Source organism: Bacillus sp. GZB, assembly GCF_001975995.1.
In the GTDB taxonomy this organism is placed as follows: domain Bacteria; phylum Bacillota; class Bacilli; order Bacillales; family Bacillaceae; genus Bacillus; species Bacillus velezensis.
In genome coordinates, this window is record NZ_MTQG01000010.1 from 830,046 (window position 1) to 855,515 (window position 25,470).

A 25,470-nucleotide genomic window follows, 5' to 3' on the forward strand; every position below is an offset into this window, starting at 1 on the left:
CCTTGCAGTTGTGGCCAAGAGCATCTGTTGGAAGGAGTTGAAAACGATGCAAAAACTAATTCAAGATATCACAAAAGAACAGCTTCGCACTGATCTTCCTGCGTTCCGTCCTGGTGACACTTTACGTGTACACGTAAAAGTTGTTGAGGGTAACCGTGAGCGTATCCAGATCTTCGAAGGTGTTGTGATCAAGCGTCGTGGTGGTGGAATCAGCGAAACGTTCACAGTTCGTAAGATTTCTTACGGTGTTGGCGTTGAACGTACATTCCCTGTACACACACCAAAAATCGCGAAAATCGAAGTTGTACGTTACGGTAAAGTACGTCGCGCTAAGCTTTACTACCTGCGTGAACTTCGCGGAAAAGCGGCTCGTATTAAAGAAATCAGACGATAATGATAACGAACGAAAAGAGCTTGTTACCCGTAACAGGCTCTTTTTTTATATGAAATTTGTAAAAGCAGAACAAGCAACGTAAAATACATAAGAGATCATCGGAACATCCGGTTCCGGTAAATAAGGCAGGTGTCGAAGTCACATGACCATTCAATGGTTCCCAGGCCATATGGCTAAAGCGAGACGGGAAGTAACAGAAAAACTGAAATTAATTGATATCGTATACGAATTGGTGGATGCGAGAATCCCGATGTCATCGAGAAATCCGATGATTGAGGAGATTTTAAAAAATAAGCCGCGCATTATGCTTTTAAATAAAGCCGATAAGGCGGATGCGGCTGTGACTGCCCAGTGGAAGGACCACTTTCAGGAACAGGGCATTCCCTCTCTTTCAATAAACTCCGTTAACGGGCAGGGACTGCATCAAATCGTGCCGTCCTCAAAAGAGCTGCTGAAAGATAAGTTCGATAAAATGAAAGCAAAAGGCATTAGGCCAAGAGCAATCCGCGCATTAATCATCGGCATTCCGAATGTCGGCAAGTCTACTCTCATTAACCGGCTGGCCAAGAAAAACATTGCCAAGACGGGAGACAGGCCCGGCATTACCACTTCACAGCAGTGGGTAAAGGTAGGCAAGGAATTAGAGCTGCTCGATACACCGGGAATTTTATGGCCTAAATTTGAAGATGAGCTTGTCGGCTTGCGCCTGGCGATCACCGGGGCGATTAAAGATACGATTATCAACCTGCAGGATGTGGCCGTCTTCGGGCTGCGCTTTCTGGAAGAGCATTATCCCGACCGCTTGAAGGAGCGCTACGGACTTCAGGAAATCCCTGAGGATATCGCCGCTCTTTTCGACGCGATCGGTGAAAAACGCGGCTGTTTGATGGGCGGCGGAATGGTTGACTATGATAAAACAACGGAAGTCATCATTCGGGACATCCGGACGGAAAAATTCGGCAGGCTTTCATTTGAAACACCATCAGAATAAAGACGCGCAGCGATGCGGGTCTTTATTTTTTCCGCAGAATACCGATATACATAATGTAAGGGAGAAGAGAACGTGAATACATTAACCGTAAAAAGCGTAAAAGAACGCCTGCAAGAGGTCAGGGACGAAAGCGACCCCTTCCTTGCCCAATGTGAGAAAGACCCGAGAAAAAGCGTACAGACGCTTTTAGAGCAATGGCTGAAAAAGCACGCGAAGGAAAAAGCTCTTAAAGAGCAATGGCTGAACATGACGGCATACGAAAGACTGTCATCCAAAAAGGGCTTCCGCCTGATTGCGGGTGTTGACGAAGCCGGAAGAGGGCCGCTTGCCGGACCGGTTGTCGCCGGCGCCGTCATTTTGCCGGCAGAATGCGAGATTCTCGGTCTCACGGACTCGAAGAAATTGTCGGAAAAGAAGCTCGAGGAATATTACAGCCGGATCACGGAAGAAGCGGCGGCTGTAGGAGTCGGCATTGTCCATGCGGACGTCATTGACCGGATCAACATTTATGAGGCCGCGAGACTGGCGATGGTAAAAGCCGTCAATGCTTTAACGGAAACACCTGATTATCTGCTTGTTGATGCCATGACCCTTCCGCTTGACATTCAGCAGTCATCAGTTATAAAAGGGGATGCCAAAAGCGTGTCAATTGCCGCCGGAGCCTGCATAGCAAAAGTAACGCGGGACCGTCTCATGGCTGAGTACGCCAAAACCTATCCCATGTACGGCTTTGAAAAAAATAAAGGCTACGGAACGAAAGAACATCTTGAAGCTCTTCAGGCATACGGACCGACAACTATTCACCGAAAAACGTTCGCTCCCGTTCAATCTTATTGTTAGAAAAGAGGCTTAAGACATGAACATAAGCGGCGAAATCCAAGCGGCTTTCAGACAGCTGACGGCGGAAATCCCTCCGGACCGGCAAGACGGCGGTAAAGACAGCGGCGCTCAAAGGCTGCTGTTAGGGAAGGTTCTCCGTTTGCTGGACGATCAAAGCGCTCTTATCCAAATCGGCGGCCGGACGATGCAGGGAAAACTTGAAACCGCCCTTCGTCCGCAGGCGTATTACTGGTTTTCTTATGACAAACAGCCGGCGGAAAAAACGGGCCGGCTTCATGTCATCGACCAATTCGAAGGAAGCCCGAAAACCGTTCAGGAAGCGGCGGGTAGACTGTTAAACGCACTTTCCGTCAAACCGGGCCCTGTGTCTCTGCAGATTGCCGAAACGTTTATGCAGCAGAAGCTGCCGATGACGGAAAACAGTCTCAAAGCCTGCATCCGCTGGGCTGAATCGCTTCCGGCCGCCGAATTGAAAAAAGCGGCGGAAACAATCGTATTTGCGCTGAAACGGGAACTGCCCGCACATCCGGAAGTCTTGTCAGCCATTCATGCCGTTAAATATCCGGTTCCGACCCGTCGCCTCCTCTCAGGACTGCTTCAGGCAATCAATCAGGCTCCGCAATCGGCAAAAGAGCTGTCTGTGCTCAAAGAGGCGGTTTCTGACGTGTTAAACGCGGAAACGGATCTTCATGCAGAACGTCTCTTGAAGAAGCTTGCCGGGGCTGCACGCATGCCGATCTCAGAAACCGGGCTGATGGATGAAGGAGAACGGACGGAATCAAAACAATCACCATTTGTCCGGGAGACTCGTGAAAACGGAAAGGCAGTCTCAAGCCAACCTTCTCCTCCGAGTGCGCGGACAGATCCGGAACTTCCTGAAAAAACGGCAAAACAGATTATAGAGAAATTAATGACATCGGCAGAAAAAACTGAAAACCGCCCTGTAAAAGTAACGGCGGAGATCATTAAGGCTTTCATTTCTCAAGAAAAAACATTTAAAACAGCACCTGTTCTTCAAAAAGCACATCTGACAGAACAGGAGGCGGCTGTTTTCGAAAAAGCCGTTCAGCTCACCGAATTGAAATATGCGGAAAAACATGATGTATTAAGCCTTTTGCAGAAAATCAAAAAAGGATTGGGCACGCGTGATGAATTATCATTCATTACAGCGCTTGAAAAAGGCGTATCTCTTCAGCCGGAGAAACAAGCGCTGAAAACCGCCCTCCAAGCCGTCCGGACGCTTCAAGAAGCGCCCCAATCCGTTAAACAAGAGGCTGAACCGCTTATTCATAAATTAAACGGCCAGCTGTTTATTGAGCAGCATAACCCTTCTTTTACGCAGATGGTGCTGTCATTTCCGCTGGGAGCGTCCGCGTATGAGAATGATATCACAGTTCTCTTTAAAGGACGGAAGAAGCCGGACGGAAAACTCGATCCGTCACATTGCAGGCTCCTGTTTTTGCTGCATCTTGAAACACTGCAAGAAACCGTTGTGGACTGCATGATTCAGCAAAATGTAATGACCATTACGGTTGAGACTGATTTTGAGCTTCAGTCGGCCATCGATCCTCTCGTACCGGCTTTAAAAGAAGCCGTGAAAGAAACGGGCTTCAGCCTGTCAGGCGTCACGGCTAAAAAACGGCGCCCGAAAGACCAGAGCGCTCTTGTGGAAGAGTTTATAGAAAAAGACGGCGGAAGAAAAGTGGATGTGAAAATATGAAAGAGCAAACGCCGTTAAGAAGAGCTGTCGCCCTGCATTACGACCGGCAGAAAGACCAAGCCCCGAAGGTTGTCGCAACAGGCAGGGGGCATGTGGCGGAAAATATTATAAAAGAAGCTGAGAAGGCTGGGGTCCCCATTCAGGAAGACAGAACCCTTGTCGAATTAATGCGCCATTTGACGGTTGACGATCAGATACCGGAGGCGCTCTATGAAACCGTGGCCGAAATTTTTTCATTTGTTTACAGACTGGACGAAACCCTGAAAAACGAAAAATAAGGACCATTCATTTCCCGGACTCCGTTTAAATTTATATTTTCAATAAAATAAAAGTTAGAATGTTTGGAAGGATATAAAGATTTTGTTTTGAACCCTAGACAATTCTTCCAGTATTATATAGAATGAAAGCGCAGTCTATTTTTAGTTTTGCTACATAAGTTAGGAGGATGGGAAATGAATATCCATGAGTACCAGGGAAAAGAAGTCCTCAGAAAATACGGGGTGTCTGTTCCTGAAGGTAAAGTGGCTTTTACAGCAGAGGAAGCAGTTGAAAAAGCAGAGAGCCTGTCAAGCTCGGTTTATGTCGTAAAGGCGCAAATCCATGCTGGCGGCCGCGGCAAAGCTGGTGGGGTAAAGATTGCAAAAACAAAAGATGAAGTGAAAGAGTATGCCGAAGAACTGTTAGGCAAGACGCTCGTCACACATCAAACGGGTCCGGACGGACAAGTAATAAAACGCTTACTTATTGAAGAAGGCTGCGATATTAAAAAGGAATACTATGTCGGGCTTGTACTTGACCGCGCTACTTCAAGAATCGTTTTAATGGCGTCTGAAGAAGGCGGAACGGAGATTGAAGAAGTAGCGGAAAAAACACCTGAAAAAATTAAAAAAGCGGTAATTGATCCGGCTGTCGGCCTACAGGGCTATCAGGCAAGGGAAATTGCATTCGCAATTAACATCCCGAAAGAGCTTGTCGGCAAAGCCGCTAAATTTATGCTCGGTTTATATAAAGCATTTGTTGAGAAGGACTGCTCCATCGCCGAGATCAACCCTCTCGTCGTTACGGGGGACGGAAACGTCATGGCGCTGGATGCTAAGCTGAACTTCGACAGCAATGCGTTATACAGACAAAAAGACATTATGGAATACAGAGATTTAGATGAAGAAGATCCGAAAGAAATCGAAGCGTCAAAATACGATTTAAGCTACATTTCCCTTGATGGAAATATCGGCTGTATGGTAAACGGCGCGGGTCTTGCAATGTCTACAATGGATATCATTAAACACTACGGCGGAGAACCTGCAAACTTCCTTGATGTCGGGGGCGGCGCAACCGCAGAAAAAGTGACGGAAGCTTTTAAAATCATTCTTTCCGATCAAAACGTAAAAGGAATTTTCGTTAATATTTTCGGAGGCATCATGAAGTGTGATGTTATCGCCGAGGGCGTTGTTGAAGCGACGAGACAAGTCGGATTGACATTGCCGCTGGTCGTGCGCCTTGAAGGGACAAACGTAGATTTAGGAAAGAAAATCCTGAATGAATCAGGCTTAAACATCACATCTGCGGAATCAATGGCAGACGGCGCACAGAAAATCGTATCCTTAGTTTAGGAAAGAATGAAAGGCAGGGGACCAGATAATGAGTGTTTTTATCAATAAAGATACAAGAGTTATTGTACAGGGGATTACAGGTTCTACCGCTTTATTTCATACAAAGCAGATGCTGGAATACGGCACGAATATCGTTGGCGGTGTAACACCTGGAAAAGGCGGAACGGAAGCGGAAGGCGTACCGGTATTCAATACGGTCGCAGAAGCGGTTCATACAACGGGCGCTGATGCGTCAGTCATTTACGTTCCGGCTCCGTTTGCGGCGGACGCAATTATGGAAGCGGTTGACGCGGAAATTGATCTTGTCATTTGTATCACTGAGCACATTCCGGTTTTGGACATGGTGAAAGTGAAGCGCTTTATGGAAGGCAAGAAAACGAGATTAATAGGGCCGAACTGCCCGGGTGTTATTACACCTGAAGAATGCAAGATCGGCATTATGCCGGGATACATTCATAAAAAGGGTCATGTCGGCGTTGTATCCCGTTCAGGAACATTGACATACGAGGCCGTCCATCAGCTTTCAGAAGCCGGCGTAGGCCAGTCTACCGCTGTAGGGATCGGCGGCGATCCGGTCAACGGCACGAACTTTATTGACGTGTTAAAAGCGTTCAATGAAGATCCTGAAACACATGCCGTTATCATGATCGGAGAAATCGGCGGCACAGCTGAAGAAGAAGCGGCTGAGTGGGTGAAAGCAAACATGACGAAGCCTGTTGTCGGCTTTATCGGCGGTAAAACCGCCCCTCCGGGAAAACGCATGGGCCATGCGGGCGCCATCATCTCCGGAGGAAAAGGCACGGCAGAAGAAAAAGTCAAAACGATGAGCGCCTGCGGAATTGAAGTCGCGGAAACCCCTTCTGTAATGGGTGAAACGCTGATTAAGGTGTTAAAAGAAAAAGGCTTATTTGAAACGTGCAAAACGCACTGATCGAAGCAGGGGCAGCCGTAACGGCTGTTCCTGTTTTTGCTGAAAAAAGAGGAGGTTGCCAGATTTGGATCAAGCATCGCGCTGTTTAATGGTCTGCAGTATTAATCAAATCATTTCCCCGTCTCTTCTATTAAAATGGTGGAAAGCTGATCACTCTCTGTCTTTTTTACCGGATCCGCATCCATTAACTGTTTTATCAGAAGGGAAAACAGCCTCGGAAGAAATTTTTCGGGAAATAGAGCGCAAGGATCCGGAACTTGATGAAGTTCTGTCCGATTACCGCCGCGAAGGCATTACTGTCATTCCGATTTCATCAAGCCGCTACCCAACATGGCTTAAAGCGATTTATGATCCGCCGGCTGTCTTGTATGCAAAAGGGAACACGCCGCTTCTTGAAAAAGGCAGAAAAATCGGGATTGTAGGAACGCGGAAACCGACGGAAGACGGAATAAAAGCGGTTGGGCATCTTTCCGCCGAACTCTCAAAAAAAGGCTGGGTCATTGTAAGCGGGCTTGCATCCGGTATAGACGGATTGTCTCATAAGGCGAGCATCAGGGCAAAAGGGCTTACGATCGGCGTGATAGCCGGCGGATTCCATCACATCTATCCCCGGGAAAATCTCCTGTTAGCAGAATACATGGCTGAACACCATCTCCTACTCTCAGAACATCCTCCTGAAACAAAGCCGAAAAAATGGCATTTTCCGATGAGAAACCGCATAATCAGCGGACTAAGTGAAGGAATTGTGGTCGTACAGGGAAAAGAAAAAAGCGGTTCATTAATCACAGCTTACCAGGCCCTCGATCAAGGCAGAGAGGTATTTGCCGTTCCAGGTTCCATATTTAATCCATATTCCGGAGGACCTATAAAACTCATTCAAGAAGGGGCGAAAGCTGTATTATGCGCAGAGGATATTGACGGAGAGCTGACCGCCCGATGCGTTCAGTATACGGAACCCTTTTGAAATATCGTTTGACAAACGGTATTGTAATATTTAATAATAGTGAGGATTTAAAGTTGCATATTATTTTCATGTATAAAATGACGTTCATCATAAAGAATGAAATGTTGAAAGCCATAAAAAGGCAGCTCTAAAATGAATTGATACTTGAAAAGAGAGAGAACACCTCTTGAGGGGGATGAAAATGTCTGATTATCTAGTCATCGTGGAATCGCCGGCAAAGGCGAAAACGATTGAACGTTATTTAGGGAAGAAATATAAAGTCAAAGCTTCAATGGGACATGTCCGGGATCTTCCGAAAAGTCAAATGGGAGTTGACATCGAACAGAACTTTGAACCGAAATATATTACGATCCGCGGAAAAGGCCCTGTTTTAAAAGAATTAAAAACAGCGGCAAAGAAAGCAAAAAAAGTCTATCTCGCGGCTGACCCCGACAGAGAAGGGGAAGCGATTGCATGGCATCTCGCACACAGTCTTGATCTGGATCTCAGCTCGGACTGCCGGGTCGTCTTTAATGAAATAACGAAAGACGCCATTAAAGAATCATTTAAACATCCGCGCATGATTAACATGGATCTTGTCGATGCGCAGCAGGCGCGCCGCATACTAGACAGACTCGTCGGATACAAAATCAGCCCGATCCTTTGGAAAAAAGTAAAAAAAGGCCTCAGTGCGGGCCGTGTGCAATCCGTTGCGCTCCGGTTGATCATCGACCGGGAAAAGGAAATCAATGACTTTAAACCTGAAGAGTACTGGACGATTACCGGCTCATTTTTAAAGGGAAAAGAGACGTTTGAAGCCGGATTTTTCGGGAAAAACGGCAAAAAGCTTCCTTTAAAAAGCGAAGAAGACGTAAAAGCCGTCCTTGCTCAGCTGAAAGGCAATAAGTATACAGTTGACAAGGTGACGAAAAAAGAGCGCAAACGAAATCCCGCTCTGCCGTTTACAACGTCCACTCTTCAGCAGGAGGCTGCCAGGAAGCTGAATTTCAGAGCGAAGAAAACGATGATGATCGCTCAGCAATTATATGAAGGAATTGATCTCGGCAAAGAAGGGACAGTCGGACTCATCACGTATATGAGAACGGACTCAACGCGGATTTCCAATACAGCCATTGAAGAGGCATCAGCTTTTATTGATCAGGCGTACGGAAAAGAGTACTTAGCGGGAAAACGGAAACCGGCAAAGAAAAATGAAAACGCTCAAGATGCCCACGAAGCGATCCGCCCGACTTCAGTGCTCAGAAAACCAGCCGACTTAAAAGCGGTGCTTGGAAGAGACCAGCTCAGACTATACAAGCTGATTTGGGAGCGCTTTGTTGCAAGCCAGATGGCGCCTGCCGTCCTTGATACGATGAGTGTCGATCTCAGCAATAACGGATTGACATTCCGGGCAAACGGAAGTAAAGTCAAATTCGCCGGCTTCATGAAAGTCTATGTAGAGGGTAAAGACGATCAGCTGGAAGAAAAAGACCGCATGCTTCCGGACCTTAAAGAGGGAGACACGGTTTTATCAAAAGATATTGAGCCTGAGCAGCACTTTACTCAGCCGCCTCCGCGTTATACAGAGGCGCGCCTGGTTAAAACGCTTGAAGAACTGGGGATCGGCCGTCCTTCGACATATGCGCCGACTCTTGACACCATCCAGCGCCGCGGTTACGTGGGATTAGACAATAAACGGTTTGTGCCGACTGAGCTTGGGCAGATCGTGCTGGATCTTATCATGGAGTTTTTCCCGGAAATCATCAACGTTGAATTCACGGCTAAAATGGAAAGAGACCTTGACCATGTTGAAGATGGCCAGACAGAATGGGTTCAAATCATTGACAGCTTCTATACCGATTTCGAAAAACGCGTGAAAAAAGCGGAAGCTGAAATGAAAGAAGTGGAAATTGAACCTGAATACGCAGATGAAGATTGTGAATTATGCGGCTCCCGGATGGTTTATAAAATGGGCCGATACGGTAAATTTATGGCGTGTTCCAACTTCCCTGACTGCCGGAATACAAAACCGATTGTCAAACAAATCGGCGTAAAATGTCCGAAGTGCCATGAAGGAAACATTGTCGAACGAAAATCAAAAAAGAAACGCGTCTTTTACGGCTGTGACCGTTATCCTGAATGCGACTTCGTATCTTGGGACAAACCGATTGAACGAAAATGCCCGAAATGTGAAAATATGCTCGTAGAGAAAAAGCTTAAAAAAGGCATACAAGTCCAATGCGTCGAATGCGATTATAAGGAAGAACCACAGAAGTAGCGGTGAGCAGAGCCTTGCTCACCTTCTTTGTGTGGAAGGGACAAACAACAGGAGATGAAAAGAAATGAACCAGCAAACAGTTAATGTAATCGGAGCAGGCCTTGCCGGAAGTGAAGCGGCATGGCAGCTTGCAAAACGAGGAATTCAAGTAAAACTATACGAAATGCGGCCCGTCAGGCAGACGGCAGCCCATCATACTGATAAATTCGCTGAACTGGTATGCAGCAACTCCCTCCGTTCAAATACACTCGCCAATGCGGTAGGCGTATTAAAAGAAGAAATGCGGGCGCTTGACTCAGCAATCATTCAATCTGCTGATAAATGCTCGGTTCCCGCAGGGGGAGCGCTTGCAGTTGACCGCCATGAATTTGCGCAAAGCGTGACGGATCTCGTGAAAAACCATCCGAACGTAACAGTTCTTACTGAGGAAGTAACAGAGATTCCGGAAGGCCCGACGGTGATCGCGACCGGACCGCTTACGTCAGAATCGCTTTCACAGCAGCTGAAAGAGCTCACGGGAGAAGAGTATCTGTATTTTTATGACGCGGCGGCGCCGATTGTCGAAAAAGACAGCCTTGATATGGAGAAAGTGTACTTAAAATCCCGTTACGACAAGGGAGAAGCGGCATACTTAAACTGCCCGATGACAGAGGAAGAGTTTGACCGTTTCTATGAAGCATTGACGACGGCTGAGACGGTTCCTTTAAAAGAATTCGAGAAAGAAATCTTCTTTGAAGGCTGTATGCCGATTGAAGTCATGGCGAAAAGAGGCAAGAAAACGATGCTGTTCGGACCGATGAAACCGGTCGGACTGGAAGATCCGAAAACAGGCAAGCGCCCTTATGCAGTCGTTCAGCTCAGACAGGATGACGCGGCGGGAACGCTTTATAATATTGTAGGTTTTCAGACACATTTAAAATGGGGAGACCAAAAAGAAGTGCTTAAACTGATCCCCGGCCTTGAAAATGTTGATATCGTCAGATACGGCGTCATGCACAGAAACACATTTATCAACTCGCCGAGCCTTTTGAACCCGACATATCAATTTAAACAGCGGAACGATCTGTTTTTCGCGGGCCAAATGACCGGTGTAGAGGGTTATGTTGAATCTGCCGCTTCAGGTCTTGTAGCGGGAATCAATGCCGCCAAACTTGTGCTCGGTCAGGATCTTGTGACATTCCCGCAGGAGACGGCGATCGGAAGCATGGCTCACTACATTACGACGACAAATCAGAAGAACTTCCAGCCGATGAATGCAAACTTCGGCCTCTTAAAAGAATTGCCTGTAAAAATTAAAAACAAAAAAGAACGAAATGAAGAATACGCTAAACGCGCAATTGAGACTATTCAAACTATTTCGAAAACGATATAGCTTTTCATTGCAACTTCGATGCATTATATGATACCATTTAAAAGCCCTTCGGAGAGGGAGGTCTTCATAATGACTGAGAATGTTAACTTTTTTTTAAAGTTATTCGTTGAATATTTACAAATTGAAAAAAATTATTCACAATATACTATTGTGAATTATGTTAATTCGATTGAAGAATTTGGGATGTTTCTGCATGCTCAAAATATAAATGGAATGAAAGAAGCTGCATATCATGATGTGAGAATATTTTTGACAGAGGCTTATGAAAAAGGCCTGTCAAGAAAAACAATCAGCAAGAAAATTTCAGCTTTGAGAAGCTTCTATAAATTTTTAATGAGGGAAAAGCTTGTTGAAGAGAATCCGTTTCAGCTTGTTCATCTGCCGAAACAAGAGAAACGGATTCCGAAGTTTCTTTATGAAAAAGAACTTGAGGAACTATTCGCTGTCTCAGACAGAAGTCAGCCGTCAGGGATGCGCGATCAGGCCCTGCTTGAGCTTCTTTATGCGACCGGAATGAGGGTCAGTGAGTGCTGTACGCTCACTGTCGGCGATCTTGACCTGTTCATGGATACGGTGCTCGTTCACGGGAAAGGCAAGAAGCAGCGCTATATCCCGTTCGGCTCATATGCCCGTGATGCGCTGGAGCTGTATATCAACAGCGGAAGGCAGTGCCTGCTTGAAAAAGCAAAAGAGCCTCATGATGTGCTGTTTGTCAATCAAAGAGGCGGCCCGCTGACCGCCAGAGGAATCCGGTATATTTTAAGCGGGCTTGTAAAAAAAGCATCCGGCACTTTACATATACACCCGCATATGCTTCGGCACACGTTTGCGACTCATCTGCTGAATGAAGGGGCTGATTTAAGAAGCGTCCAGGAGCTTTTGGGCCATTCCAATCTGTCTTCTACGCAGATATACACGCATGTATCGAAGGAAATGCTGAGAAACACATATATGTCCCACCACCCGAGAGCTTTTAAAGAAAATTAAAAGGAGGCCCTTCTCATGTCATCTTTTCATGCGACAACGATTTTTGCCGTCCAGCATAACGGGAAAAGCGCTATGTCAGGAGACGGCCAGGTCACATTCGGTCAGGCTGTAGTCATGAAACATACTGCGAGAAAAGTGAGAAAGCTGTTTAACGGAAAGGTTCTGGCCGGATTTGCGGGATCTGTTGCAGACGCTTTCACACTTTTTGAAATGTTTGAGGCGAAGCTTGAAGAATACAACGGCAATTTAAAACGTGCGTCGGTTGAGCTTGCGAAAGAATGGCGCAGCGATAAAGTGCTGCGCAAGCTGGAAGCCATGCTGATTGTCATGAACCAGGATACCTTGCTTCTCGTATCGGGAACAGGTGAAGTGATTGAGCCGGATGACGGCATTTTGGCAATCGGCTCCGGCGGAAACTACGCCCTGTCAGCAGGAAGAGCGCTGAAAACCTATGCCGGAGAGAATCTGTCCGCCAAAGATATTGCAAAAGCCGCTTTGAAAATCGCAGGCGAGATTTGCGTGTACACAAACGATCAGATCATTTTGGAAGAACTTGAATAGAAAGGACTTGAGGCGCATGGAAAACAAACCGTTAACACCGAGACAAATCGTAGATCGGTTGGATCAATACATTGTAGGACAGCAGGATGCGAAAAAAGCTGTCGCCGTGGCATTAAGAAACCGCTATCGCAGAAGTCTTCTTGATGAAAAACTGAGAGACGAGATCGTTCCCAAAAACATCCTGATGATGGGCCCGACCGGGGTGGGGAAAACAGAGATCGCCAGACGGATCGCCAAGCTTACCGGTGCGCCATTTATAAAAATTGAAGCGACAAAATTTACAGAAGTCGGCTATGTAGGCAGAGATGTCGAATCAATGGTCAGAGACCTTGTTGAGACATCCGTGCGGCTCATTAAAGAAGAAAAAATCAGCGAAGTGAAAGAACAGGCTGAAGAAAATGCAAACAAACGTATAGTGCGGCTTCTCGTTCCGGGAAAGAAAAAACAAGCGGGTGTGAAAAATCCGTTTGAAATGCTTTTCGGAGGAAGCCAGACGGCAAATGATGATGAAGCCGACCAGCAGGAAGAAGCAAGCCTTGAAGAAAAAAGAAAACGCATGGCGCATCAGCTCGCATTGGGAGAGCTCGAAGACCATTACGTCTCCGTAGAGGTGGAAGAGCAGCAGCCGTCGATGTTTGACATGCTGCAAGGCTCCGGGATGGAGCAGATGGGCATGAATATGCAGGATGCGCTGAGCAATCTGATGCCGAAAAAGAAAAAACGCCGCAAAATGACGGTCAGAGAAGCAAGGAAGGTTCTGACCAATGAAGAGGCAGGCAAATTAATCGATATGGATGAAGTCGGCCAAGAGGCCGTGTTAAGAGCTGAAGAGGGCGGCATTATCTTTATTGACGAAATAGATAAAATCGCAAAAAACGGAGGGGCTTCTTCCTCAGCAGATGTATCGAGAGAAGGCGTTCAAAGAGATATCCTTCCGATTGTCGAAGGATCTACCGTCGTCACGAAATACGGCTCCGTCAAAACAGATCACGTGCTGTTTATCGCAGCCGGGGCATTCCATATGGCCAAACCGTCTGATCTGATACCGGAGCTGCAGGGCCGCTTTCCGATTCGTGTAGAATTGAGCAAGCTGACGGTGGATGATTTTGTGAAGATTCTCGTCGAACCCGATAACGCGCTGTTAAAACAATATCAGGCTTTATTGCAGACAGAAGGTATATCTCTTGAATTTTCTGACGAAGCTATTCGTAAGATCGCCGAAGTGGCTTATCATGTGAATCAGGACACGGACAACATCGGAGCGAGAAGGCTTCACACGATATTGGAACGTCTCTTGGAAGACCTGTCGTTTGAAGCGCCGGACGTGACGATGGAAAAAGTCGCCATCACGCCGCAATACGTTGAAGAAAAGCTCGGAACGATTGCAAACAACAAAGATCTAAGTCAATTTATATTGTGAAAATTTAATAAGAGGAATTCTAGGAGGATTATTTATCATGGCTTTACTACAAAAAACACGAATTATTAACAGCATGCTGCAGGCTGCGGCAGGCAAACCCGTAAACTTTAAAGAAATGGCTGAAACGCTTCGTGACGTCATTGATTCTAATATTTTCGTCGTCAGCCGCAGAGGAAAGCTTTTGGGCTACTCTATTAATCAGCAGATTGAAAATGACCGCATGAAAAAAATGCTTGAAGACCGCCAGTTCCCGGAAGAGTACACGAGAAATCTGTTCAATGTTCCGGAGACGTCTTCAAACCTTGATATCAACAGCGAATACACGGCGTTTCCTGTGGAAAACAGAGACCTGTTCCAAGCGGGCTTAACAACGATCGTGCCGATCATCGGCGGAGGAGAGAGACTGGGCACGCTGATTCTGTCCCGTCTGCAGGATCAATTTGAAGATGATGATCTCATTCTTGCTGAATACGGGGCAACCGTTGTAGGAATGGAGATTTTAAGAGAAAAAGCGGAAGAAATCGAAGAAGAGGCGCGAAGCAAAGCGGTTGTTCAAATGGCGATCAGTTCTCTGTCTTACAGTGAACTTGAAGCGATTGAGCATATCTTTGAAGAGCTTGACGGAAACGAAGGCTTGCTTGTGGCAAGTAAGATTGCGGACCGTGTCGGCATTACGCGTTCAGTAATCGTTAACGCGCTGAGAAAGCTGGAAAGCGCAGGCGTCATTGAATCCAGATCACTGGGAATGAAGGGGACGTACATTAAAGTTCTGAACAACAAATTCCTTATTGAATTGGAAAACCTTAAATCTCATTAAGACAAAAGCAGGATCCCTGAAAATGGGGGTCCTGCTTTTTTTATGGACAATAGGTGAAAAGTTGCAGTTTAAAGTTGCTTATTGGAAGCTGATCTGAGATAATCCATCTTGCTGTGTGAAAAAAGGAGGAAGATACAGAAATTCTGCTATTTTCAGTCTTATATTAAACAAATGCTTGTAGTCCAAATACTCTAGGACTTAATACCTACATGCAAAATAGATATAATTGAGCACTTTTTTTTAGCCTAACTTCATAGACTTTAAGCCTGTTATTTCTTACAATAAGCATATGGTTTTACAATTCTCGACAAGGATTTTTAGGAGAAAAATATCTGAAATGGAGGTAAGTGGATTTGGACTTATTTTCTGGAACTATACAAAATCTTGAGAATGCCTTGGGGAGAGCGGACATTAAGCAAAAAGTCTTAACTAATAACATCGCCAATATAGATACACCGAACTATAAGGCAAAAAAAGTCTCTTTCCGAAATTTGTTAGATCAGGAAACATCCAATCTTGAGGCGGTAAAAACCGACTATCGGCACGTTGACTTTACGGGTTCAGGGGACGATTATTCTATCGTGTCCAGCAGTGATACATCGTACCAGCAAAACGGAAACAATGTCGATATCGACAAAGAAATGACAGATTTAGCCGAAAACCAAATTAATTATCAGGCTTTGGTTGAAAGAATGAGCGGCAAATTCAATTCTCTGAAAACCGTCTTGACAGGAGGAAAATAATGAGTGGCTTTCAAAGCTTAAATATTTCGGGCTCCGCTTTAACTGCACAGCGTGTCCGGATGGACGTCGTATCGTCCAACCTGGCCAATATGGATACAACGAGAGCGAAGCAGGTAAATGGCGAATGGGTGCCTTACAGAAGAAAGCTGGTATCTCTCCAATCGGGAGGCGAATCATTTTCGTCCCTTTTACATTCCAAGATGAACGGAACAGGAAGCGCTGGAAATGGCGTAAAGGTATCTGGCGTTACGGAAGACCCGTCCGCTTTTAATCTCGTTTATGATCCGGAGAATCCTGATGCGAATAAAGACGGATATGTACAAAAACCAAATGTAGACCCATTAAAAGAAATGGTGGATCTTGTCAGCAGCACGAGATCATATGAAGCAAACGTAACTGCATTAAACGCCTCCAAAGGCATGCTTTTGAAGGCTTTAGAAATCGGAAAGTAAGGTGATGTAAGTGGTTAACGCTATTACTCCTTTTCAGCTTCAACAAACCCAAAACACTCAAAACGTAACGAATCAATTAAACCAAACTCAAAAAACTGATTCTTCAAACCAAACAAGCTTTTCGGAGCTTTTAAAAAACTCTATTGATTCGTTAAATGAGTCACAAGTAAAATCTGACCAAATAACGAACGAACTGGCTGCAGGAAAGGATGTAAACCTTGACGAGGTCATGATCGCTGCCCAAAAAGCAAATATCTCTCTGACGGCCGCTACCGAATTCCGCAATAAAGCCGTAGAAGCCTATCAGGAAATCATGAGAATGCAGATGTAGTGGTCAGATTGAAGAGAATGACTGGAATGACCGGGGGTTAACATGAATCGTACTCTAATGCAAATGAAAACCAAAACGGCAGCGTTTTGGAACAACAGATCAAAAACACAGAAGATACTCATGGTAAGCGGCTTGGCCGCATTCATTATTTTACTCATCGTCGTTATTATTTTTACTTCGTCTGAAAAGATGGTGCCTCTTTATAAAGATTTGTCCGCGGAAGAAGCGGGGAAGATTAAAGAAGAGCTCGATACGAAAAAGGTGTCTTCTGAACTTGCTGACGGCGGCACGGTCATTAAGGTTCCTGAGAGCCAAGTGGATTCGCTTAAAGTCCAGCTTGCCGCGGAAGGCCTGCCGAAAACGGGATCAATTGATTATTCGTTTTTCGGACAAAATGCGGGCTTCGGCCTGACAGATAATGAGTTTGACGTTTTAAAGGTTGAGGCGACTCAGACCGAATTGTCAAACCTGATAAATGAAATGGACGGTATTAAAAGCTCGAAGGTCATGATCAATATGCCGAAAGAAGCCGTGTTCGTCGGTGAAGATCAGCCGGCAGCGTCCGCATCCATCGTTTTGCAGATGAAACCGGGCTACTCGCTTGATCAAAACCAGATCAACGGGCTGTACCATCTCGTTTCTAAAAGTGTTCCGAACTTAAAAGAAGATAATATCGTCATAATGGATCAAAATTCTACATATTATGACAAAAGTGACAGCGGTGCAGGGTCCGTTTCTGACAGTTATGCATCTCAGCAAGGTATTAAGTCGCAGGTCGAAAAGGACATTCAAAAACATGTTCAGTCACTGCTCGGCACAATGATGGGGCAGGATAAGGTCGTTGTTTCCGTAACGGCGGATATTGACTTCACGAAGGAAAAACGCACTGAAGACACTGTCGAACCTGTCGATAAAGATAACATGGAAGGCATAGCGGTAAGCGCCGAAAAAGTTGCGGAAACGTATAAAGGCGACGGCGCAGCCAACGGCGGCACGGCCGGAACGGGAAGCAATGACACCGCGAACTATGCCGAGACAAACGGCGGTTCAAACAGCGGGGACTACGAAAAAAGCAGCAATAAAATCAACTATGAAGTCAACCGCATTCATAAAGAAATCGCGGAAAGCCCGTATAAAGTGCGTGATTTAGGCATTCAGGTCATGGTGGAGCCGCCTAATCCGAAAAATGCCGCTTCCTTATCAGCACAGAGACAGGCTGATATACAGAAGATTTTAGGAACGGTCGTCAGAACGTCTCTTGATAAAAACGAAACGCAAAATCAAAACCTGACAGACAATGATATCAACAATAAAATCGTTGTATCCGTTCAGCCGTTTGACGGAAAAACAAGCCTGAACACAGATTCGGCACAATCTTCAGGTCTTCCGATCTGGGTATACATTACAGGCGGCGTACTGCTTGCGGCCATTATTCTGCTTATTATTCTCCTCATCAGAAAGAAACGCTCACAAGAGGATGAATACGAAGAATATGAATATGAAACACCGCCGGAGCCGGTTCGATTGCCTGATATCAACGAAGAGAAAATTGAAACGGAAGAAACAGTCAGACGAAAACAGCTTGAAAAAATGGCTAAAGAAAAACCGGAAGACTTTGCTAAATTGCTTCGAAGCTGGCTGGACGAGGATTAGGGGGAATGGAAAATGGCGAAACGTGATCAGAACAAGCTTACAGGAAAACAAAAAGCAGCCATCCTCATGATTTCCTTAGGCCTTGATGTATCAGCTTCTGTGTACAAGCATTTGTCTGAAGAAGAAATTGAAAGATTGACTCTCGAGATTTCGGGAGTCAGAAGCGTCGATCATCAAAGAAAAGATGAAATCATTGAAGAATTTCATAATATCGCAATCGCTCAGGACTATATTTCACAAGGCGGTTTAAATTACGCCCGCCAAGTGCTTGAAAAAGCGCTCGGAGAAGACAAAGCGGTAAGCATTTTAAACAGGCTCACCTCTTCTTTGCAGGTAAAGCCGTTTGATTTTGCGAGAAAAGCGGAGCCCGAACAGATTTTAAATTTCATTCAGCAGGAACATCCGCAAACGATGGCGCTGATTTTATCCTACCTTGACCCGGTTCAGGCCGGACAGATTTTGTCTGAGCTGAACCCGGACGTTCAGGCTGAGGTGGCAAGAAGGATTGCGGTTATGGACAGAACGTCTCCCGAAATCATAAATGAAGTGGAGCGGGTCCTTGAACAAAAGCTGTCCTCCTCCTTTACGCAGGATTATACGCAGACCGGCGGCATAGAAGCCGTTGTTGAAGTGTTAAACGGCGTAGACAGAGGAACGGAAAAAACGATCCTTGATTCATTAGAAATCCAAGATCCTGAATTGGCGGATGAAATCAAAAAACGGATGTTTGTCTTTGAAGATATTGTCACCCTTGATAACCGTGCGATTCAGCGCGTGATCAGAGACGTTGAAAACGACGACCTCCTGCTTTCATTGAAGGTTGCGAGCGAGGAAGTCAAAGAGATCGTCTTCAGCAATATGTCACAGCGTATGGTTGAAACGTTTAAAGAGGAAATGGAAATTATGGGGCCTGTGCGTTTGCGTGATGTGGAAGAGGCGCAATCAAGAATCGTGGGCGTCGTCCGCAAGCTGGAAGAAGCCGGAGAAATTGTAATCGCGCGAGGCGGAGGAGACGATATTATTGTCTAATATCATTAAACAGCAATCATCATTTTCTCCTGAACAAAAACGGCGCAAGCTTTCCTTGCAGGAAGTCAGGAAAACACATTCCCAGCCAGACCGGGAGGAACTTGAAAATCCGGAGGCGCTCATGGCCTTTGCCAAGGCCGAAGCCGACAGGGTGTCTGAAGAAGCGAAAAGTCAATTGGATCACACTCTTCGGCAGATTGAAGAAGAGAAAAACCGCTGGGCGGAAGAAAAACAAAGATTGATGAAAGAAGCGAAGGCAGAAGGATATAAAGAAGGCATGGCATTGGGAAAAGCCGATGCTCAAGCTGAATATGCCAATCTCATCAGCCGGGCCAATGCCGTTATGGAAATGGCGAGACAGTCAGTCGAGGAAAAACTGGAAAGCGCTGAAGAAGAAATTATTGAGCTTTCCGTTGCGCTCGCTAAAAAAGTCTGGCGGCAAAAAAGTGACGATAAAGAGGCTTTCCTTCTGCTGGTCAAACAGGTAGTAGCCGAAGTAAAAGATTATGATGACATCTCCATCTATGTGGACCCTGAATATTATGAGACGGTTCATCAGCATATGGACGAAATTCAGCAGCTGTTATACAAAGAATGCAGATTAAGCTTATATGCCGATGAAAAAGCCGCGAAGGGAACGTGCTCGATAGAAACTCCGTTCGGACGTGTTGATGCAGGCATAGACACCCAGCTGATGCAATTAAAGCAAAAGCTTTTAACGGCGCTTGAGGCGGGAGCGGAGCAATGAAGACACAGTATTTAATAGACTCAATTGAAACAGCGGATCCGTACAAACGCTACGGCAAGGTTAAACGGGTCATCGGGCTGATGATTGAATCAAAAGGGCCCGAAAGCTCAATCGGAGATGTTTGTCTCATTTATCCGAAAGGCCATGCGAAAAAAGCAATTAAAGCTGAGGTTGTAGGCTTCCAGGATGAAAACATTCTGCTAATGCCTTATCTGGAAGCGGCCAGCATCGCGCCGGGCAGCATTGTGGAGGCCACTGGCGAGTCGCTCCGTATCAAAGTAGGGGCGGGTTTAATCGGACAAGTTGTCGACGCGTTCGGCGAACCTCTTGACGGCCGGGCGCTTCCGAAAGGTTTGTCCCCCGTTTCGACGGAACAGCAGCCGCCAAACCCGATGAAACGCCCGCCGATACGGGAAAAGATGGGTGTCGGCGTCAGATCGATTGACAGTCTGCTGACGGTAGGAAAAGGGCAGAGAATCGGGATTTTTGCCGGAAGCGGAGTCGGAAAAAGCACCTTGATGGGAATGATTGCGAAGCAGACTGAAGCTGATTTAAACATTATCGCACTTGTCGGTGAACGGGGGCGCGAGGTGCGTGAATTCATCGAGAAGGATTTAGGCGAAGAAGGCCTGAAACGCTCGATAGTCGTAGTCGCGACCTCTGATCAGCCTGCGTTAATGCGATTGAAAGCGGCGTATACGGCCACCGCCATTGCGGAGTATTTCCGCGATAAAGGCCGGAATGTGATGTTCATGATGGACTCCGTCACGAGGGTCGCGATGGCTCAGCGGGAAATCGGCCTGGCAGCGGGAGAACCGCCGACAACAAAAGGATATACACCTTCTGTGTTCGCTATTTTGCCCCGTTTGCTGGAAAGAACGGGCGCGAATGAACAAGGAACGATAACCGCTTTTTATACGGTTCTCGTTGACGGAGATGACATGAACGAACCGATTGCCGATACGGTGCGCGGAATATTAGACGGGCATATCGTTCTCGATCGGGCGCTTGCCAACAAAGGGCAGTTCCCGGCCGTGAACATCCTGAAAAGCATCAGCAGGGTCATGTCTAATATTTCAGACACATCGCATATAGAGGCGGCCAACAAATTCCGCGATCTTCTGTCAACTTATCAAAACTCTGAAGATCTCATTAATATCGGAGCTTACAAAAGAGGATCATCAAGAGAAATTGATGAAGCGATTCAGTTTTATCCGCAGCTTATTCAATTTTTAAAACAAGGAACGGAAGAACCCGCTCAATTGGAAGACAGCATTGCGGCATTGACGAGTCTGACAGGAAAAGAGGAATAACATCGTGGCATACCAATTCAGATTTCAAAAGCTGCTGGAATTAAAAGAAAATGAAAAAGACCAAACATTGACTGAATACAGACAATCGGTTTCTGAATTTGAGACAGTAGCTGAAAAACTATATGAAAATATGAGCAAAAAAGAATTGCTCGAAAAAGACAAAGAATCAAAGCTGAAATGCGGGATGAGCGTTCAGGAAATGAGACATTATCAGCACTTCGTTTCCAATCTTGAGAACACCATCTATCATTATCAAAAGCTTGTCATCATGAAACGAAATGAAATGAATGAGAAGCAGGAACAGCTCACCGAAAAAAACATTGAAGTAAAGAAATTTGAAAAAATGCGGGAAAAACAATTTAATATGTTCGCACTTGAAGACAAAGCTGCAGAGATGAGGGAAATGGACGACATTTCAATCAAGCAGTTTATGATTCAGGGGCATTAGGAGCGAATGAAATGGCCGATAAAGAAAAGAGATCTGGAAAGTTCGGTTCAATCCTGCTTTTTATCATGATCCCGCTGATTTTTCTGATCATCGTCGCAAGCATCATCCTTTGGGCTGCCGGCGTTGATGTGATGAAGCCGATTCAGGAAACAGCCGCTAAAACGCCTGTTTTAAAAGAATTGGTTCCCGAAACGAAAGAAATGAAAAGCGCGGCGGAAAAGCAGAAGGAAGACAGAACGGCTTCTCTTGAAAAGACCATAAAGGAACAAAAAAGTGAAATTAACATTTTGAATAAAGATTTAGACACAAGCAAGTCCGAAATCGATGATCTGAATCAGAAAATCCGTTCACTGAAACAGGAAGCTGAACAGCAGCAGAAAACGAAGACGGATGAAATGAAAAAAGACGCTTCGGAATCAGCCGGAAAAGATAAAATGATCAACATCTATAAAAGTATGGACAGCGGTAAAGCGGCAAGCATTATCGTAAAGCTGAAAGAAAAAGAAGCCCTCGATATTTTAAACGGATTAAGTAAAAAGCAGCTTGCTGAAATCTTGACGAAAATGACTCCTGAACAAGCGGCTAAATATACAGAAAAACTATCCGCTGACGGAAATAAGGAGTGATGTAAGTTGAAGCTGCTTGAATTAACTGGTAATCGTACGCAGACTGCGCAAAACAGCAATGTGAAGATGAATGTGAACAGCTTAGGTCTATTTCAGAACTGGCTCCTGTCGGAAATCACTTCTCCCCGGCAGCCCGGAGATGAAACAAAAACAAGTGACGCAGAGCTGAATGATGCTCTATCGAAAATCGGTGATTGGCTGAAAGCCGGCCCGGAAGATAAAGAATTGCAGCTAAAACAGCTGCTTGAGGCGGTAAAAGCTCTTGAAGGAAAGCAGACGGCTGAAACAGCTCTTCCTTTATTGAAACAGCTTGCCGAATCTGTTGAAGACATGTTAGCGGGCAAACAGCATGGGGCGAAGCCTGAAACGGATGAGCCGGATTCTTCCGCAAAAGACGGGGATTCCGTCAAGGATGCGCTTGAGAAGGGTCTGCTTTTCATTCAAGAAGCCGTATCCCAGCTCTTCACATCTCAGCAGGAACTGCCTGACAGCGCGAAGGCAAAGGCGGTTTACCAGGAAGGCGCCCGTTTATTAGAGGCATTGAAAAAACAAGGCGTTCCGGACCGCGTGATTCAAGACCTGCGGCAGACATTTTTTCCGAAAAACGAATCTGCATCTAAACTTTACTCCATGACAGCCGCTGAGCTGAAGAGCTTTCAAAGCGTCGCGGAGCAGCTTGCGGGCCTTTCTCAAAAGGGAACAAAGGAATGGGATATGGCTGAAACTGAGCTGAAAGCTTTTGTGTTATCTCAATCATCTGAATCATCCCAAGAGTCAGCCGGGAAAACAGAACAGCAAAACGGCGGCACGGTTTCTCACGCAAAGGCGCCTGACAGCAAATTGTCTGCACATATCCTGTTTTCGGGAACGAGAAGCCTTGCCGGCATTCAGCAAACGCCCGCAGGAGCTGAACAGCAGCCGGCAGAAAATAAACCGTTGACGGATCAGGTCATCAGCGGCTGGAAACAGATGAAATACACGCCTTTCGGGAAAACAACCGGAAGCTTTACGATTCGTCTTAATCCCGAGAACCTCGGATTTGTCACAATTAAGGTGACAAACGAAAACGGAATGTTTCAAAGCAAAATAATCGCATCCAGCCAGTCCGCGAAAGAGCTGCTGGAACAGCATCTTCCTCAGCTGAAACAGTCGCTTCCGAATATGTCGGTCCAGGTCGACCGTTTTACAGTCCCGCTTCAAAGCGGGGATCAGCAGCCTGTTTACGGGCAGACGGCCGATCACAATAAACAGCAGCATCAGGGACAGAGAGAGCAGAAGAACCAGCAGCAGTCAGGCGATTTCGGAGATATGCTGGAGGAGCTTTCTCTCAATGAAATGGAGGAAGAATAGTTGACATCAGTAAACTCGGATTATGCCGCGGCGGGCGCTTCAACCACTTCAAGCGCGAAGAGCACCTCCGCAGTAAACAGCAGCACGAATTTAGGGAAAGACGAATTTCTGAAGATCTTAATGACACAGGTTCAAAACCAGGACCCGCTCAATCCGATTGATGACAAAGAATTCATCAGCCAGATGGCGACATTTTCTTCATTGGAGCAAATGATGAATATGAATACGACGATGACTAAATTTGTAGAAAATCAAGATCCGTTTACGATGTATGTGAACTGGATCGGTAAAAATGTCACATTCAGCGACAGCGACGGGAAGGATCAGACAAGCCCGGTCAATTCAGTCAAGCATTCAAACGGCAATTACGTGCTCGTGCTTGAAAATGGCAAAGAGGTCAGTCCGTGGAATGTCACGGCCGTCAGCGAAACATCTAAATAAAAAGAAACCCAGGGGGAATTTAACATGTTACGTTCATTATATTCCGGTATCAGCGGCATGAAAAACTTTCAGACAAAACTAGATGTAATCGGCAATAACATCGCCAACGTCAACACAGTAGGATTTAAGAAAAGCCGCGTTACATTTAAAGATATGATCAGCCAGACAGTCGCCGGCGGTTCAAACGTGACCAATTCAAAACAAATCGGCTTAGGTGCCGCGACTTCTTCCATTGATGTCGTTCATTCAACCGGCGCCCCGCAGGCTACACAGAATAAAACCGACCTAGCCATTGACGGAGACGGCTACTTTCAGATTAATACAGGCGCGGGAATTGTTTACACACGTGCGGGGAATTTCGGAAAGGACAATCAAGGGAACCTTGTTACGACTGACGGGTACTACCTTGAAAAAATCGGCGGCGGCAAAATCAATATTCCGACTGATGCGAAAGATTACAGCATCGGTGCAGACGGAACGGTTACATACACTGATGCAGGGGATGAGGTTCATGATGCCGGACAAATCGGTCTGGTCACGTTCCCTAACAGCGCCGGTCTGGAAAAAATCGGAGGCAACCTTTACAGAGAATCATTAAGTTCAGGAGCTGCGAGCGCAGTCACCACTCCGGGCGAAAACGGAACGGGTAAGCTTTTGGCAGGCTATCTTGAAATGTCAAACGTAGATCTGACAGATGAATTTACCGAAATGATCGTTGCTCAGCGCGGTTTCCAATCAAATTCAAAAATCATTACGACTTCAGATGAAATCCTTCAGGAGCTGGTTAATCTGAAACGGTAAGGAGGGAGGAGAGGCGGTTAGGCCGCTTCTCCGGATTGCATGATTCAAGTCACCCGTTTAAACGGCCAGCCTTTTACGCTGAACGCGCTGTTTATCGAACAGATTGAGTGCTTCCCCGACACGACGATTACACTGTCCAACGGCAAAAAGTTCGTAGTGAAAGAACCGGAAGAAGCAGTTCTCAAAAAAGTCATATCGTTTTACCATAGCATACAAATATTTTCACTGGATCAGGGAATAGAGGAAGAAGAATGAAGAAAAAATTAGTCATCATTTTGCTGATTATTTTAATTGTCATCGCCGGCCTCGGAACGGCAGCATATTTTGTCGTCAGCGGAAATTCCGACAAAGATAAAAAACCGACAATTGACGAAGTCGTTGCAGCCACTGTGTCTGTCGACGATATCACGACAAACTTAAAGTCTGACAGCATCATCCGTATCGGCATCAAGCTTGAAACCGACTCGGCTAAAGCGAAGGAAGAACTTGAAAAACGCGATTTTCAGGTGAAAGACAACATCATTTCCATTTTAGCCGACACAAGCGCCGGAGAGATTGAGGGAGATAAAGGAAGAGAAGCGTTTAAACAATCATTAAAAGAGAAAGTAAACAGCTATCTCCAAGAAGGAAAAGTTCAGAAAGTGTACATTACCTCCTTTAATCTGCAATAA

The 25,470-nt window shown here is 45.9% G+C and carries 28 protein-coding genes; all 28 read left to right on the plus strand.

Annotation, left to right across the window (positions count from 1 at the left end):
• Nucleotides 1-46: 46 nt before the first annotated feature.
• The gene (gene rplS, locus BXO87_RS04385; protein ID WP_003154288.1) at nt 47-394 is read left to right on the plus strand and encodes a 50S ribosomal protein L19; all 348 of its coding nucleotides are present in this window, start codon (nt 47-49) and stop codon (nt 392-394) included.
• Nucleotides 395-536: 142 nt separating this feature from the next.
• The gene (gene ylqF / locus BXO87_RS04390) at nt 537-1,385 is read left to right on the plus strand and encodes a ribosome biogenesis GTPase YlqF (RefSeq protein ID WP_007611396.1); all 849 of its coding nucleotides are present in this window, start codon (nt 537-539) and stop codon (nt 1,383-1,385) included.
• A gap of 72 nt (nt 1,386-1,457) precedes the next feature.
• Entirely contained in the window at nt 1,458-2,225 is a 768-nt protein-coding gene (locus BXO87_RS04395) for a ribonuclease HII (RefSeq protein WP_014417760.1), read from the plus strand.
• A 16-nt stretch (nt 2,226-2,241) separates the two neighbouring features.
• Nucleotides 2,242-3,945 (plus strand): glycosyl transferase, encoded by a 1,704-nt coding sequence (locus tag BXO87_RS04400; RefSeq protein ID WP_076851230.1) that lies wholly within the window; start codon nt 2,242-2,244, stop codon nt 3,943-3,945.
• On the plus strand, nt 3,942-4,223 hold the full coding sequence (locus BXO87_RS04405; protein ID WP_007409769.1) for a FlhB-like flagellar biosynthesis protein: 282 nt from the start codon (nt 3,942-3,944) through the stop codon (nt 4,221-4,223). Before BXO87_RS04400 ends, BXO87_RS04405 begins: the two co-directional genes overlap by 4 nt.
• A gap of 174 nt (nt 4,224-4,397) precedes the next feature.
• The gene (sucC, locus tag BXO87_RS04410; RefSeq protein ID WP_003154283.1) at nt 4,398-5,555 is read left to right on the plus strand and encodes an ADP-forming succinate--CoA ligase subunit beta; all 1,158 of its coding nucleotides are present in this window, start codon (nt 4,398-4,400) and stop codon (nt 5,553-5,555) included.
• 28 nt (nt 5,556-5,583) lie between these two features.
• Nucleotides 5,584-6,486, plus strand: coding sequence for a succinate--CoA ligase subunit alpha (sucD, locus tag BXO87_RS04415; RefSeq protein ID WP_076851231.1), 903 nt, complete (start codon nt 5,584-5,586; stop codon nt 6,484-6,486).
• Nucleotides 6,487-6,550: 64 nt separating this feature from the next.
• Nucleotides 6,551-7,450 (plus strand): DNA-processing protein DprA, encoded by a 900-nt coding sequence (dprA, locus tag BXO87_RS04420; protein ID WP_076851232.1) that lies wholly within the window; start codon nt 6,551-6,553, stop codon nt 7,448-7,450.
• Between the two features lie 181 nt (nt 7,451-7,631).
• Complete coding sequence (gene topA / locus BXO87_RS04425; protein WP_071391835.1) at nt 7,632-9,707, plus strand: type I DNA topoisomerase; 2,076 nt, start codon at nt 7,632-7,634, stop codon at nt 9,705-9,707.
• A 64-nt stretch (nt 9,708-9,771) separates the two neighbouring features.
• A complete protein-coding gene (trmFO, locus tag BXO87_RS04430) occupies nt 9,772-11,079 on the plus strand; it encodes an FADH(2)-oxidizing methylenetetrahydrofolate--tRNA-(uracil(54)-C(5))-methyltransferase TrmFO (RefSeq protein ID WP_012117550.1) in 1,308 nt (435 codons plus the stop codon).
• A 69-nt stretch (nt 11,080-11,148) separates the two neighbouring features.
• On the plus strand, nt 11,149-12,066 hold the full coding sequence (gene xerC / locus BXO87_RS04435) for a tyrosine recombinase XerC (protein ID WP_007409774.1): 918 nt from the start codon (nt 11,149-11,151) through the stop codon (nt 12,064-12,066).
• Nucleotides 12,067-12,081: 15 nt separating this feature from the next.
• Entirely contained in the window at nt 12,082-12,627 is a 546-nt protein-coding gene (hslV, locus tag BXO87_RS04440; protein ID WP_003154267.1) for an ATP-dependent protease subunit HslV, read from the plus strand.
• Nucleotides 12,628-12,643: 16 nt separating this feature from the next.
• Nucleotides 12,644-14,047, plus strand: coding sequence for an HslU--HslV peptidase ATPase subunit (gene hslU, locus BXO87_RS04445; protein WP_014305002.1), 1,404 nt, complete (start codon nt 12,644-12,646; stop codon nt 14,045-14,047).
• Between the two features lie 37 nt (nt 14,048-14,084).
• Nucleotides 14,085-14,864, plus strand: coding sequence for a GTP-sensing pleiotropic transcriptional regulator CodY (gene codY / locus BXO87_RS04450; protein WP_003154263.1), 780 nt, complete (start codon nt 14,085-14,087; stop codon nt 14,862-14,864).
• A 353-nt stretch (nt 14,865-15,217) separates the two neighbouring features.
• Nucleotides 15,218-15,607 carry a flagellar basal body rod protein FlgB gene (gene flgB / locus BXO87_RS04455; protein ID WP_003154260.1) on the plus strand — a complete coding sequence of 130 codons (390 nt, stop codon included), beginning with the start codon at nt 15,218-15,220 and terminating at the stop codon, nt 15,605-15,607.
• On the plus strand, nt 15,607-16,059 hold the full coding sequence (gene flgC, locus BXO87_RS04460) for a flagellar basal body rod protein FlgC (protein WP_003154259.1): 453 nt from the start codon (nt 15,607-15,609) through the stop codon (nt 16,057-16,059). Before flgB ends, flgC begins: the two co-directional genes overlap by 1 nt.
• 10 nt (nt 16,060-16,069) lie before the next feature.
• On the plus strand, nt 16,070-16,390 hold the full coding sequence (gene fliE / locus BXO87_RS04465; RefSeq protein WP_007409777.1) for a flagellar hook-basal body complex protein FliE: 321 nt from the start codon (nt 16,070-16,072) through the stop codon (nt 16,388-16,390).
• Between the two features lie 42 nt (nt 16,391-16,432).
• Entirely contained in the window at nt 16,433-18,043 is a 1,611-nt protein-coding gene (gene fliF / locus BXO87_RS04470; protein WP_003154257.1) for a flagellar basal-body MS-ring/collar protein FliF, read from the plus strand.
• 12 nt (nt 18,044-18,055) lie between these two features.
• Nucleotides 18,056-19,072, plus strand: a complete 1,017-nt coding sequence (gene fliG, locus BXO87_RS04475; RefSeq protein WP_003154256.1) for a flagellar motor switch protein FliG — start codon at nt 18,056-18,058, stop codon at nt 19,070-19,072.
• Complete coding sequence (fliH, locus tag BXO87_RS04480) at nt 19,065-19,820, plus strand: flagellar assembly protein FliH (protein ID WP_062623354.1); 756 nt, start codon at nt 19,065-19,067, stop codon at nt 19,818-19,820. The genes fliG and fliH overlap by 8 nt, the downstream gene beginning before the upstream one ends.
• A complete protein-coding gene (fliI, locus tag BXO87_RS04485) occupies nt 19,817-21,133 on the plus strand; it encodes a flagellar protein export ATPase FliI (protein ID WP_076851233.1) in 1,317 nt (438 codons plus the stop codon). Before fliH ends, fliI begins: the two co-directional genes overlap by 4 nt.
• Nucleotides 21,134-21,137: 4 nt before the next feature.
• Nucleotides 21,138-21,581 carry a flagellar export protein FliJ gene (fliJ, locus tag BXO87_RS04490; protein ID WP_032874893.1) on the plus strand — a complete coding sequence of 148 codons (444 nt, stop codon included), beginning with the start codon at nt 21,138-21,140 and terminating at the stop codon, nt 21,579-21,581.
• An 11-nt stretch (nt 21,582-21,592) separates the two neighbouring features.
• On the plus strand, nt 21,593-22,207 hold the full coding sequence (locus BXO87_RS04495; RefSeq protein WP_038458016.1) for a MotE family protein: 615 nt from the start codon (nt 21,593-21,595) through the stop codon (nt 22,205-22,207).
• 6 nt (nt 22,208-22,213) lie between these two features.
• Complete coding sequence (locus BXO87_RS04500) at nt 22,214-23,557, plus strand: flagellar hook-length control protein FliK (protein WP_038458018.1); 1,344 nt, start codon at nt 22,214-22,216, stop codon at nt 23,555-23,557.
• Nucleotides 23,558-23,998, plus strand: a complete 441-nt coding sequence (gene flgD, locus BXO87_RS04505) for a flagellar hook assembly protein FlgD (RefSeq protein WP_038458020.1) — start codon at nt 23,558-23,560, stop codon at nt 23,996-23,998. It abuts the gene before it with no gap.
• Between the two features lie 24 nt (nt 23,999-24,022).
• Nucleotides 24,023-24,799 carry a flagellar basal body rod protein FlgG gene (flgG, locus tag BXO87_RS04510; RefSeq protein ID WP_007409783.1) on the plus strand — a complete coding sequence of 259 codons (777 nt, stop codon included), beginning with the start codon at nt 24,023-24,025 and terminating at the stop codon, nt 24,797-24,799.
• A gap of 39 nt (nt 24,800-24,838) precedes the next feature.
• Nucleotides 24,839-25,054 carry a swarming motility protein SwrD gene (gene swrD, locus BXO87_RS04515; protein ID WP_003154243.1) on the plus strand — a complete coding sequence of 72 codons (216 nt, stop codon included), beginning with the start codon at nt 24,839-24,841 and terminating at the stop codon, nt 25,052-25,054.
• A complete protein-coding gene (gene fliL, locus BXO87_RS04520) occupies nt 25,051-25,470 on the plus strand; it encodes a flagellar basal body-associated protein FliL (RefSeq protein ID WP_007611437.1) in 420 nt (139 codons plus the stop codon). The genes swrD and fliL overlap by 4 nt, the downstream gene beginning before the upstream one ends.